The organism is Pantoea sp. SGAir0184 (assembly GCF_043544755.1).
In genome coordinates this window covers 4,011,724-4,024,698 of sequence record NZ_CP028050.1, presented here as the reverse complement: position 1 = coordinate 4,024,698, position 12,975 = coordinate 4,011,724, and the positions used below count along the sequence as shown (strand labels likewise).

Here is a 12,975-nt window from a genome sequence, read left to right as displayed (position 1 = left end):
ACGGCGCGATGTAAATCTTCCTGTCTGATTAAATTGAGTGATGTTTTTCTATGCGTCTTAATCCCGGCCAACAACGTGCTGTCGAATTTGTCACCGGTCCCTGTCTGGTGCTGGCCGGTGCGGGTTCCGGTAAAACCCGCGTGATCACCAATAAAATCGCCCATCTGATCCGTGAATGCGGCTATCAGGCGCGCCATATCGCGGCGGTGACCTTCACCAACAAGGCGTCGCGCGAGATGAAAGAACGTGTGGCGCAAACGCTGGGACGCAAAGAGGCGCGCGGCCTGATGATCTCAACCTTCCACACCCTGGGCCTGGAGATCATCAAGCGCGAATACAAAGCGCTCGGCATGAAATCGACCTTCTCGCTGTTCGACGATCAGGATCAGCTGGCGCTGCTTAAGGACCTGACCAAACAGTGGCTGGAAGAAGATAAAACCCTGTTGCAGCAGCTGATTTCCACCATCTCCAACTGGAAAAACGACCTGGTCGACCCGCAGGGCGCGGCCGGCCTCGCCAAATCGCAGCGCGACCAGATTTTTGCCCACTGCTACGCGCTGTACGATCAGCATCTGAAAGCCTGTAACGTGCTGGATTTCGACGATCTGATTCTGCTGCCGACCCTGCTGCTGCAGCGGAATCAGGAGGTGCGCGAACGCTGGCAACAGCGCATCCGCTATCTGCTGGTGGATGAGTATCAGGACACCAACACCAGCCAGTATGAGCTGGTGAAGTTGCTGGTCGGCGCCCGGGCGCGCTTTACCGTGGTCGGCGATGACGATCAGTCTATCTACTCGTGGCGCGGCGCGCGGCCGCAGAACCTGGTGCTGCTGAAAGAGGATTTTCCGGCGCTGGAAGTGGTGAAGCTGGAGCAGAACTACCGCTCGACGCAGCGTATTCTTAAATGCGCCAATATCCTCATCGCCAACAATCCGCACGTGTTTGAAAAGCGGCTGTTCTCTGAGCTGGGCGAGGGCAGCGAGCTGAAAGTGCTGAGCGCCAACAACGAAGATCACGAAGCCGAGCGCGTGGCGGGCGAGCTGATTGCCCATCACTTTATTAATAAAACCCAGTACAAAGATTACGCGATTCTTTATCGCGGTAACCATCAGTCGCGCGTGTTTGAAAAGCTGCTGATGCAGAACCGTATTCCTTATCGCATCTCCGGCGGCACGTCGTTCTTCTCGCGGCCGGAAATCAAGGACTTGCTGGCCTATCTGCGCGTGCTGACCAATCCGGAAGATGACAGCGCGTTTCTGCGCATCGTGAACACGCCACGCCGCGAGATCGGCCCCGCGACGCTGCAGAAGCTGGGTGAATGGGCCAATCTGCGCAACAAAAGCCTGTTTAACGCCAGCTTTGATATGGGGCTGGAACAGACGCTTTCCGGGCGCGGGCTGGAGCATCTGCAGCGCTTTACCCACTGGCTGAATGAAATCGTTCAGCTCACCGAGCGTGAACCGGTGAATGCGGTGCGCGACCTGATTCGCGGCATCGACTACGAAAGCTGGCTGTTCGAAACCTCCCCCAGCCCAAAAGCGGCGGAAATGCGCATGAAGAACGTCAATACGCTGTTTCAGTGGATGACCGAAATGCTGGAGGGCGACGAACTTAACGAGCCGATGACGCTGGCGCAGGTGGTGACACGTTTTACCCTGCGCGACATGATGGAGCGCGGCGAGAGCGATGAAGAGCTCGATCAGGTCCAGTTGATGACGCTGCACGCCTCGAAAGGGCTGGAGTTCCCCTATGTCTATCTGGTGGGCATGGAAGAGGGGCTGCTGCCGCATCAGAGCAGTATCGATGAGAACAATATCGAAGAGGAGCGTCGCCTGGCCTACGTGGGCATCACCCGCGCGCAGAAAGAGCTGACTTTTACCCTGTGCCGCGAGCGCCGTCAGTACGGCGAGCTGGTGCGTCCGGAACCAAGCCGCTTCCTGCTGGAATTGCCGCAGGATGATGTGGCGTGGGAGCGTGAGAAAAAGGTGATCAGCGCCGAAGAGCGGGTGAAAACCGGGCAAACGCGTGTCGCCGGCTTACGTGCGATGCTGGAGAACGCGAAGAAGGGGTAATGGTTTCGTCACAGCCGCAAGCCTGGCCTGTGGCGAAATCTGTTGCGCGCGCCGCAGAGGCAAAGCGCCCGGCAAAGCAAATTTCACTCGCGTAAAAGCGCAGTTGCCGGGCGTTTTTCAATGCAGCAGCAGGTTCGATCAGGAAATCGTCAGCAGCCAGTGCACATACGACTGGTAATGGCTCTCCTGCTCCAGCAGCTCGGCGCGCAGCGGATGCGCAGCCAGCCAGCCTGCCGGCAGCGTCAGATGCAGCGCATCATCATCCGCCTGCAGACGCACCGCCGGCAGCGTGTCGTCGCGCCGCCGGCTGGAGAAGATGATTGCCAGCCGCAGCAGACGGCTCAGCCGCTCTGCCATGCGCGGCGGCACGGCGTTTTGCTGCGTCAGCAGCGCCAGATCAATGCTGCCGCTCTGGTTCTGCAGCAGGCAGGCCAGCATTTTTTTCTGTGCGGGGGTGAAACCAGGAAGATCGAGATGGCGAATCAGATACGCGGCGTGCTGCGGTGCCTGGCGGAAATCGACGCTCAGGCCAATTTCGTGGATTGAACAGGCGCTGAGGAGTAAATCGCGACATCGCTGATCCAGCTTCCAGCTGCTGCTCACCTGACGGAAAAAGCTCTCTGCCAGCTGGCGCACGCGGCCCGCCTGCTCAACATCAATGGCGAAACGACGCTGAACGTTCTGCAGCGTGCGGCTGCGAATATCGCGGTCAATCGGCAGATGCAGCATGCCGTACACCAGCCCTTCGCGCAGTGCGCCGCCGGCCAGCGTCATGCTCTCAATGCTCAGCTCGTGGAAAATGGCGATCAGAATCGACAGGCCGCTGGGAAACACCAGCGCGCGCTCCAGCGTCAGCCCTTCAATCTCCAGCTCCTCCAGCTTGCCGCACTGAATGGCACGCTGCTTAAGCTGCTGCAGTTTGCTCAGGGTGATGCGCTCATCCATGCCCTGCGCCACCATGATCTCCTGCAGCGCCTGGACAGTGCCGGACGCGCCCACGCAAATCTGCCAGCCTTTCTCTCGCAGTGCCGGCGCAATCGGACGGATCATTTCACGTGCGGCCTGTTCGGCCTGGGCAAAGTTCTCTTTGGCGAGATGACGATCGCTGAAGAAGCGCTCCAGCCAGGTCACACAGCCCATCGACAGGCTAAACAGCGTCGTGGCGTGCGCACCTTCGCCGGTCACCAGCTCGGTGCTGCCGCCGCCGATATCGACCACCAGGCGCTGGTCAGAGCCGCCGGTGGTGTGCGCAACACCCTGATAGATCAGGCGCGCTTCTTCCTCGCCGCTGATGACGTTCACCGCACAGCCGAGAATCTGTTCCGCCTGAGTCAGAAAATCCTGCGCGTTGCTGGCAATGCGCAGCGTGGCGGTTGCCACCACGCGGATTTGTTCCGGGGGAATGTCCTGCAACTGTTCGGAGAACAGACGCAGGCACTGCCAGCCGCGCTGCATCGCCTCAGCCGAGAGATGGTTGGCCGCATCAAGACCTGCCGCCAGACGCACCTTGCGTTTAATTCGCGCGACGGTCTGAATACTGCCGGACACTTCGCGCACCACCAACATATGAAAGCTGTTAGAACCTAAATCAATCGCAGCATAAAGTGACGATGCGCTTAGCATGTGTGCTTAACCCGAACGTTTACGGTTGTTGTTGCGCGGGGCACCGCCGCGACGGTTGCTGTTGTTGCCACCGCGACGTGGACCGTTGCCCGAGCGGTTACGCTGCAGGCGTTTCGGTGGCGGCAGGTCGCTCAGCAGGGCGTCGCTGTTGTACTTGCTCACCGGAATACCGTGACCGATGTACTCTTCAATCGCCGGCAGGTTAAGCGCGTACTCTTCACAGGCCAGGCTGATGGAGTGACCGCTGGCGCCAGCACGACCGGTACGGCCAATGCGGTGCACGTAATCTTCGCGATCGTCCGGCAGGTCGTAGTTGAAGACGTGCGTAACTGCCGGGATGTGCAGGCCGCGCGCGGCGACGTCGGTGGCAACGAGGATATCCACATCACCTTTGGTGAAGTCGTCCAGAATGCGCAGGCGTTTTTTCTGCGCCACGTCGCCGGTCAGCAGGCCCACGCGGTGACCATCGGCAGCCAGGTGGCCCCAGATATCTTCACAGCGGTGCTTGGTGTTGGCGAAGACGATGGCGCGGTCCGGCCACTCTTCTTCCAGCAGGGTCTGCAGCAGACGCATCTTCTCTTCGTTCGAAGGGTAAAACAGCTCTTCTTTAATGCGGTGGCCGGTTTTCTGCTCGGGCTCAACTTCAACGTATTCGGCGTTGTTCATGTGCTCGAACGCCAGTTCACGTACGCGATAAGAAAGCGTGGCCGAGAACAGCATACTCAGGCGCTGGGTGGCCGGCGGCATGCGGCGGAACAGCCAGCGAATGTCTTTAATGAAGCCGAGATCGAACATGCGATCTGCTTCATCCAGTACCACGACCTGAATGGCGCCGAGGTTGATGTGATTTTGTTTGGCGTAGTCAATCAGGCGTCCGGTGGTGCCCACCAGAATATCGACGCCGTCTGCCAGCACTTTCAGCTGCTTGTCATAGCCATCGCCGCCATAGGCCAGGCCCAGCTTCAGACCGGTGGCCTGCGCCAGCGGCTCGGCATCGGCATGAATCTGCACCGCAAGCTCACGCGTCGGTGCCATGATCAGCGCGCGTGGCTGATTAACCTGGCGGCCTTCAGCAGCAGGATGAGAAAGAAGATAATGAAACGTTGACGTCAGGAACGCCATCGTTTTGCCGGTACCGGTTTGCGCCTGACCCGCGACATCACGCCCTGAAAGCGCAAAAGGCAACGCGAGCGCCTGAATCGGCGTGCAGTTATGAAAGCCTTTCTTATCAAGGGCTTCCACTACCTGTGGGTGCAGGGCGAAGTCGGAAAACTTCTGTTCTGTTAAGTGTGTTTTGCTCATAGTGTGGTAGAATATCAGCTTACTATCGCTTTACGAAAGCGTATCCGATGAAATAAAGTCAACCTACGTTGGTATATTTTACGCCAATTCGCCAGGCATAATCTTTGGAGTTAAACATGAGCAGCGATAAAATCGTTCACCTGACCGATGACAGTTTCGACACTGACGTGCTGAAAGCCGACGGTGTGACGCTGGTAGATTTCTGGGCTGAATGGTGTGGTCCTTGCAAAATGATCGCCCCGATTCTCGACGAAGTCGCAGAAGAGTACGACGGTAAGCTTACCATCGCCAAGCTGAACATTGATGAAAACCCAGGTACTGCGCCAAAATACGGTATTCGCGGTATCCCGACCCTGCTGCTGTTCAAGAACGGCGAAGTGGCGGCGACCAAAGTGGGTGCGCTGTCTAAAGGTCAGCTGAAAGAGTTCCTGAACGCTAACCTGGCCTAAGCCCGGCGCGGTGTTTGTTCGGCAGTGGTGAATTTTTTCGCCACTGCTGGACGTCTCCCTTCAGGCGTGTTAAGTTGACCTCACTGCATTACGCACTTACCTTGTAGTTTGCATCTAAAGTTTTCCCTTGTCAGACCCAGCTCGCATTGAACGTTTTCGTGGTTTGGCAATCTGACGGCTAGCACATTCGGCATCACCTTTCGACCGTCTCCTCGCTTCCTATCGCCACATCTGACGATAACCGTCGAGCAGCGTTGAAAAAGAGCCATTAACAGGCATGGAATTTTTGCCATACCATTCACGACAAACATTTCGAGAATTACCCCGAGTTTAAGAACCCATCACTATGAATCTTACCGAATTAAAGAATACGCCGGTTTCTGAGCTGATTACTCTCGGCGAAAATATGGGGCTGGAAAACCTGGCGCGTATGCGCAAACAGGACATTATTTTCGCCATCCTGAAACAACACGCGAAGAGCGGCGAAGACATCTTCGGTGATGGTGTGCTGGAGATACTGCAGGATGGATTTGGTTTCCTCCGCTCCGGAGACAGCTCCTACCTCGCCGGTCCCGATGATATCTACGTTTCTCCCAGCCAAATCCGCCGCTTCAACCTCCGCACTGGTGACACCATTTCTGGCAAAATCCGCCCACCGAAAGAAGGTGAACGCTATTTTGCGCTGCTGAAAGTTAACGAAGTTAACTACGACAAGCCAGAAAACGCCCGTAGCAAGATTCTGTTTGAAAACCTGACGCCGCTGCACGCGAACAACCGTCTGCGCATGGAGCGTGGTAACGGTTCGACCGAAGACCTGACGGCGCGCGTGCTGGATCTGGCATCGCCAATCGGTCGTGGTCAGCGTGGTCTGATCGTCGCACCGCCGAAAGCCGGTAAAACCATGCTGCTGCAGAACATCGCGCAGAGCATCGCGTACAACTATCCTGACTGCGTGCTGATGGTGCTGCTGATTGACGAGCGTCCGGAAGAAGTAACCGAAATGCAGCGTCTGGTGAAAGGCGAAGTTATCGCGTCTACCTTTGACGAACCGGCCTCGCGTCACGTGCAGGTTGCAGAGATGGTGATCGAGAAGGCTAAGCGCCTGGTCGAGCACAAAAAAGACGTTATCATCCTGCTGGACTCCATCACCCGTCTGGCGCGCGCCTACAACACCGTAGTGCCGGCGTCGGGTAAAGTCCTGACCGGTGGTGTTGACGCCAACGCCCTGCATCGTCCGAAGCGTTTCTTCGGTGCGGCACGTAACGTGGAAGAGGGCGGCAGCCTGACCATCATCGCCACCGCGCTGGTTGATACCGGTTCGAAGATGGACGAAGTGATTTACGAAGAGTTTAAAGGTACAGGTAACATGGAACTGCACCTGTCACGTAAAATCGCTGAGAAGCGCGTGTTCCCGGCTATCGATTACAACCGTTCCGGTACGCGTAAAGAAGAGCTGCTCACCTCTCAGGAAGAGCTGCAGAAGATGTGGATCCTGCGCAAAATCATCCATCCGATGGGTGAAATCGACGCGATGGAGTTCCTCATCAATAAACTGGCAATGACCAAAACCAACGACGAATTCTTCGATATGATGAAACGCTCGTAATCTGTTGCCGCCGGTAACGGCCTGAGCCAGCCGGCTAACGGCACAAATTGCCAGGATTTATGACTAACGCCACGTCTTAACGTGGCGTTTTTCATTTGTGGGCATTAGGATTATGCCTGTCAGGAAGCAGACATATTGACTGAGGCAGCAAAGCGGCGGTTTTTTCAGCAAACGCACGCGCTGCGACAGAATTTAGACCAGGGATATACAGCAATGGCGGGAAAATTGCTTATTGTTGTCCATGATTTTAGCTGAGAGCGTTAACGTGAATTTACTCACTATGAGTACTGAGCTTGGTTTAGTTTTTCTTTTTTCTTTAGCGTTCCTGTTTTTTGCTCGTAAAGCGGCTAAAAAAATTGGGCTTGTGGACACGCCGAATTCCAGAAAACGACACCATGGCGCCATTCCGTTAGTCGGCGGTATCTCCGTGTATGCGGGGATTTGCTTCGCCTTTGCCATCTCAAATTATTACCTGCCGCACGCCGTATTGTACCTCTTCTGCGCCGGGGTACTGGTGCTGGTCGGCGCGCTCGATGACCGCTTTGATATCAGCGTCAAAATCCGTGCCGTGGTTCAGGCGGCGATTGCCATCGTGATGATGGTCGGGGCAAAACTCTATTTACTGAGCCTGGGGTTTATCATTGGTCCGGTCGAGCTGATCGTCGGGCCTTTCGGCTATGTGCTGACGCTGTTCGCGGTATGGGCAGCGATCAATGCTTTCAATATGGTGGACGGTATTGATGGTCTGCTGGGTGGCTTATCCTGCGTCACCTTCGCCGCGATGGGCATCATCCTCTACTTTGACGGACAGACCAGCCTGGCGATGTGGTGCTTCGCGATGATCGCCGCCACTATTCCCTACATTCTGCTTAATCTCGGCTTTTTAGGCCGCCGTTATAAAGTGTTTATGGGTGATGCCGGCAGTACCATGATCGGCTTCACCATCATCTGGATTCTGCTGGAAACGACACAGGGCCTCAGCCATCCCATTACGCCAGTCACCGCCCTGTGGCTGATTGCTATTCCGCTGATGGACATGGTGGCGATCATGTATCGTCGCCTGCGCAAGGGCATGAGCCCGTTCTCGGCCGATCGTCAGCATATCCATCACCTGATCATGCGGGCCGGTTTTACCTCCCGCCAGGCATTTTTATTGATTACCGTGGCCGCCGCGCTGCTGGCCGGGATTGGCGTGCTGGGCGAATATCTGGCATTTATTCCCGAGTGGGTCATGCTGGCGCTGTTCCTCGCTGCTTTCCTCCTTTACGGTTATTGCCTGAAACATGCATGGCGCGTCGCGCGCAAAATCCGTCGTATCAAACGTCGCTGGCAAAGCAGCGGCGAAGAGAAAAAATAATTACCCAGATAAGTACCCGGATAAGGACACTTTTGTTATGACCTCTGTCGTTGTGGAGAACGAACTGGATGTACGCGGCCTCGGCTGCACGCTGTGGCGCGGCAAAGGCTGGATTATTGGCCTGGCGCTGATGTTTGCGCTGCTGGCGTGGCTGGCTTCCATGTTAATGAAGCAATCCTGGAGCGCCACCGCGGTGACCGATCGGCCGACGGTGAATATGCTGGGCGCATTCTTTGTGCAGCAGCAGTTCCTCAATAATCTGGATGTGCGCAACGAGACCGTCAGCCTGAATACGCCAGCACCGACGGTGATGGATGAGGTCTATCAGGAGTTCACCATGCAGCTGGCGTCGTGGGATACGCGTCGCGATTTCTGGCTGCAGACTGATTACTATAAGAGCCGCAAAAGCGGTAATGCGCACAATGATGCCGCGCTGCTCGACGATCTGATCACCAACATTCAGTTCACCCCGGCCGATGCCACCCACAATACGCTGGATAACATTAAGCTGATCGCGGAGACCGCCGGCGACGCCAACAATCTGCTGCGGCAGTACATTGCCTATGCCAGCGAACGCGCCGCGCGCCATCTCAACGATGAGCTCAAAGGTGCGTGGCAGGCGCGCAGCGTGCAGCTGCAGGCGCAGGTCAGTCGTCAGCAGGAAGTGGCACAGGCGGTGTTTGATCGCCGTCGCCAGCGCATCGAGCAGGCGCTGAAAGTAGCCAGCCAGCAGGGCATTAAAGAAAACCGCGCGCCGGTCAGCGGTGAAGCGCTGCCGGACAGCGATCGCTTCCTGCTGGGGCAGCAGATGCTGCAGGCGCAGCTGGATACTCTGCAAGCCAGCGGACCTGCTTACGATTTAAGCTATGATCAAAACAGGGCGATGCTCAACACACTGCAGGCCGGGCCGCGCCTGGATAAACCGTTCCAGACCTACCGTTACCTGCGCACGCCGGAAGAGCCGGTCAGCCGCGATAGCCCACGTCGTCTGTTTATGATGGTGATGTGGGGCGCGATCGGTGCGCTGGTGGGTGCCGGCGTAGCGCTGGTGCGTCGTCCGCGTGCAACATTCGCCAACCGTCACTAAGAGAATCCGCGTGAAAGTTCTGACTGTATTTGGCACGCGCCCTGAAGCGATCAAAATGGCTCCGCTGGTGCAGGCACTGGCGCAGGATGCTGCCTTCGAATCGCGCCTGTGCGTGACGGCACAGCATCGTGAAATGCTTGACCAGGTACTGCGCCTGTTCCGGCTGCAGCCCGACTATGACCTCAATATTATGCGGCCCGAGCAGGGGCTGACCGAGATCACCAGCCGCATTTTGCAGGGTATGAAGACCGTGCTGGCAGACTTCCAGCCGGATGTCGTGCTGGTGCACGGCGATACCACTACCACCTTTGCCGCCAGCCTGGCCGCGTTTTACCATCAGATTCCGGTGGGCCACGTTGAGGCGGGTCTGCGGACCGGTAACCTGATGTCACCGTGGCCGGAGGAGGCCAACCGTACCCTGACCGGCCATCTCGCCAGCTATCACTTCACGCCGACAGAAAATTCGCGGCAAAACCTGCTGCGCGAAAATCTGCCCGACGCGCGCATTTTCGTCACTGGCAATACGGTGATCGATGCGCTGCTGTGGGTACGCGATCGGGTGCTGGATGATGCCGATCTCAATGCCCGCCTGGCGGCGCGTTACCCGTTCCTTGAGGCCGGTAAAAAGCTGATTCTGGTTACCGGCCATCGGCGCGAAAGCTTTGGCGAAGGCTTTGAACGCATCTGCAGCGCGCTGGCGCAGCTGGCGCGTCAGCATCCGCAGCTGCAAATTGTCTATCCGGTGCACCTCAACCCTAACGTCAGCGAGCCGGTGAACCGTATTCTGAGCGGTATCAACAACATCATTCTGATTGAGCCGCAGGAGTACCTGCCGTTTGTCTGGCTGATGAATCGCGCCTGGCTGATTCTTACCGATTCCGGTGGTATCCAGGAAGAGGCGCCGTCGCTGGGCAAACCGGTGCTGGTGATGCGTGAAACCACCGAGCGGCCGGAAGCGGTCGCGGCCGGTACGGTGAAGCTGGTCGGCACCGACGTGAATAAAATTGTTGCTGAAGTCAGCCTGCTATTGCAGGACGACGAGGCGTGGCAGGCGATGAGCCGCGCGCACAATCCGTATGGCGACGGCCATGCCTGCGCGCGCATCCTGCAGGCACTTAAACAACACAGAGTTTAACTATGCGTTTTTCAACCATTTCCGTTATCGGACTGGGCTACATTGGGCTGCCGACGGCAGCCGTTTTTGCTTCGCACGGGAAACAGGTCATCGGCGTGGATATCAATGCGCGCGCGGTGGAAACCATTAATCGCGGCGAAATTCATATCGTCGAGCCTGAACTGGGTGACGTAGTACGTGCAGCGGTGCACAACGGCAACCTGCGCGCCACCACCCAGCCTGAAGCTGCCGACGCCTTTCTGATTGCCGTGCCGACGCCGTTTGTCGGCGATCATCAGCCGGATCTCAGCTACGTGCAGGCGGCCGCGCTGTCGATTGCGCCGGTGCTGAAGGCCGGCGATCTGGTGATCCTCGAATCAACCTCGCCGGTGGGCGCCACTGAACAGATGGCGCAATGGCTGGCGGCGGCGCGCCCGGATCTGCGCTTCCCGCAGCACGGCGAGCAGCCTGACGTGTTTATCGCTTACTGCCCCGAGCGCGTGCTGCCGGGGAAAGTGATGGTCGAGCTGCTGGAAAATGACCGCGTGATCGGCGGAATGACGCCGGCCTGTTCGGCGCGCGCCAGCGAGCTGTATCGCATTTTTCTGCGCGGCGAGTGCGTGGAAACCAACGCGCGCACCGCGGAGATGTGCAAGCTGACGGAAAACAGTTTCCGCGATGTGAATATCGCCTTTGCCAACGAACTGTCGCTGATCTGCGCCGAACAGGGGATCAACGTGTGGGAACTGATCGCGCTGGCGAATCGCCATCCGCGCGTCAACATCCTGCAGCCGGGGCCGGGCGTCGGCGGCCACTGTATTGCGGTCGATCCGTGGTTTATCGTGGCGCAAAACCCGCAGCAGGCCAGGCTGATCCGCACGGCACGTGAGGTCAACGATGCCAAACCGGGCTGGGTGCTGGAGCAGGTCAAACAGGCGCTGGCCGAGTGCCTGACCGCCAGCGGCAAGCGTGCCGCCGACGTGACCATCGCCTGCTTCGGTCTGGCCTTCAAGCCCAATATTGACGACCTGCGCGAAAGCCCGGCGATGGCGGTGGCGCAGCGCATTGCGGGCTGGCACAGCGGCCGCAGCTGGGTGGTCGAGCCGCATGTGGCAGACATTCCGCCGCAGCTCGCCGATCGCGCTACGCTGGTGTCGATGGCTGAGGCGCTGCAGCACGCTGATATCCTGGTGATGCTGGTCGATCATGCGCAGTTCCGCGCCGTGGCCGCAGAGCAGGTGACGCAGCCGTGGATTGTCGATACCAAAGGAGTCTGGCGATGAAACAGTTTTTAGTCACCGGCGGCGCCGGGTTTATTGGCTCCGCGCTGGTGCGCTTCCTGATTGCCAGCACCGACCATCGTGTGGTGGTGGTGGATAAGCTGAGCTATGCCGGCAATCTGGCGTCGCTGGCGCCGGTTGAGCAGGATGCGCGCTTTGCCTTTGAGCAGGTTGATATCTGCGACCGCGCCGCGCTGGATCGCGTGCTGGCGCAGTACCAGCCGGACTGCATCATGCATCTGGCGGCAGAGAGTCACGTGGACCGCTCGATTGACGGGCCAATCGCCTTTGTCGAAACCAACATTGTCGGCACCTACCAGCTGCTGGAGGCGACGCGCCATTACTGGAACGGCATGACGGATGAGCGCAAGAAGGGCTTCATCCTGCACCATATCTCCACCGACGAAGTGTTTGGCGATCTGCACGGCACGGAAGATTTCTTTACCGAAACCACGCCGTACGCCCCGAGCAGCCCTTACTCGGCGACCAAAGCCAGCAGCGACCATCTGGTGCGCGCGTGGCTGCGCACCTACGGACTGCCTGTGGTGGTCACCAACTGTTCCAACAACTACGGGCCTTACCATTTCCCGGAAAAACTGATTCCCCTCACCATTATCAATGCGCTGGCCGGTAAGCCGCTGCCGGTGTACGGCAACGGCAGCCAGGTTCGTGACTGGCTGTATGTGGAAGATCACGCCCGCGCGCTGTACACCGTGGTCAGCAGCGGCAAAGTGGGCGAGACCTACAACATTGGCGGCCACAACGAGCGGCGCAATATTGAGGTGGTGGAGACGCTGTGTGATTTGCTGGATGAGCTGGCACCGCAACAGCGCGCTGCCGGGCTGAGCAGCTACCGGGAACTGATCACCTTTGTTCACGATCGTCCCGGCCACGACCTGCGCTATGCCATTGATGCCAGTAAAATCGCCCGTGAACTGGGCTGGACGCCGCAGGAAACATTCGACAGCGGCATCCGCAAAACCGTGCAGTGGTATCTGGCCAATCCGCAGTGGTGGCAGGCGATTCTCAACGGCAGTTATCGCGGCGAGCGTCTGGGCTTAGCCACCCCGCGTTAAGCGCGCATG

10 protein-coding genes are annotated in these 12,975 nt (G+C 58.0%); 8 read left to right on the top strand and 2 right to left on the bottom strand.

All coding sequences use genetic code 11. The annotated features are described in order from the left end of the window. The first annotated feature begins 50 nt into the window (after positions 1-50). A complete protein-coding gene (gene rep, locus C1N60_RS19040) occupies positions 51-2,072 on the top strand; it encodes a DNA helicase Rep (protein WP_058758096.1) in 2,022 nt (673 codons plus the stop codon). A gap of 138 nt (positions 2,073-2,210) precedes the next feature. On the opposite strand, the gene ppx is transcribed toward rep, so the two are convergent. Beyond that, positions 2,211-3,695 (bottom strand): exopolyphosphatase, encoded by a 1,485-nt coding sequence (gene ppx, locus C1N60_RS19035; RefSeq protein ID WP_031279616.1) that lies wholly within the window; start codon positions 3,693-3,695, stop codon positions 2,211-2,213. A gap of 6 nt (positions 3,696-3,701) precedes the next feature. Further along, complete coding sequence (rhlB, locus tag C1N60_RS19030; protein ID WP_031279615.1) at positions 3,702-4,997, bottom strand: ATP-dependent RNA helicase RhlB; 1,296 nt, start codon at positions 4,995-4,997, stop codon at positions 3,702-3,704. Between the two features lie 116 nt (positions 4,998-5,113). Between rhlB and trxA the strand changes: the two genes are divergently transcribed. From trxA to rfbB, 7 genes are all read left to right on the top strand, one after another. Beyond that, positions 5,114-5,446 carry a thioredoxin TrxA gene (gene trxA, locus C1N60_RS19025; protein WP_021313352.1) on the top strand — a complete coding sequence of 111 codons (333 nt, stop codon included), beginning with the start codon at positions 5,114-5,116 and terminating at the stop codon, positions 5,444-5,446. A 346-nt stretch (positions 5,447-5,792) separates the two neighbouring features. Continuing rightward, entirely contained in the window at positions 5,793-7,052 is a 1,260-nt protein-coding gene (gene rho, locus C1N60_RS19020; protein ID WP_021506991.1) for a transcription termination factor Rho, read from the top strand. A gap of 280 nt (positions 7,053-7,332) precedes the next feature. Next, positions 7,333-8,409 carry a UDP-N-acetylglucosamine--undecaprenyl-phosphate N-acetylglucosaminephosphotransferase gene (gene wecA / locus C1N60_RS19015; protein ID WP_021506990.1) on the top strand — a complete coding sequence of 359 codons (1,077 nt, stop codon included), beginning with the start codon at positions 7,333-7,335 and terminating at the stop codon, positions 8,407-8,409. Between the two features lie 37 nt (positions 8,410-8,446). Beyond that, positions 8,447-9,496, top strand: coding sequence for an ECA polysaccharide chain length modulation protein (gene wzzE / locus C1N60_RS19010; RefSeq protein WP_264249800.1), 1,050 nt, complete (start codon positions 8,447-8,449; stop codon positions 9,494-9,496). A 10-nt stretch (positions 9,497-9,506) separates the two neighbouring features. After that, the gene (gene wecB / locus C1N60_RS19005) at positions 9,507-10,631 is read left to right on the top strand and encodes a non-hydrolyzing UDP-N-acetylglucosamine 2-epimerase (RefSeq protein ID WP_058758100.1); all 1,125 of its coding nucleotides are present in this window, start codon (positions 9,507-9,509) and stop codon (positions 10,629-10,631) included. 2 nt (positions 10,632-10,633) lie between these two features. Next, entirely contained in the window at positions 10,634-11,893 is a 1,260-nt protein-coding gene (gene wecC / locus C1N60_RS19000) for a UDP-N-acetyl-D-mannosamine dehydrogenase (RefSeq protein WP_394521193.1), read from the top strand. Beyond that, the gene (gene rfbB / locus C1N60_RS18995) at positions 11,890-12,966 is read left to right on the top strand and encodes a dTDP-glucose 4,6-dehydratase (protein WP_394521192.1); all 1,077 of its coding nucleotides are present in this window, start codon (positions 11,890-11,892) and stop codon (positions 12,964-12,966) included. The genes wecC and rfbB overlap by 4 nt, the downstream gene beginning before the upstream one ends. Positions 12,967-12,975: the final 9 nt, after the last annotated feature.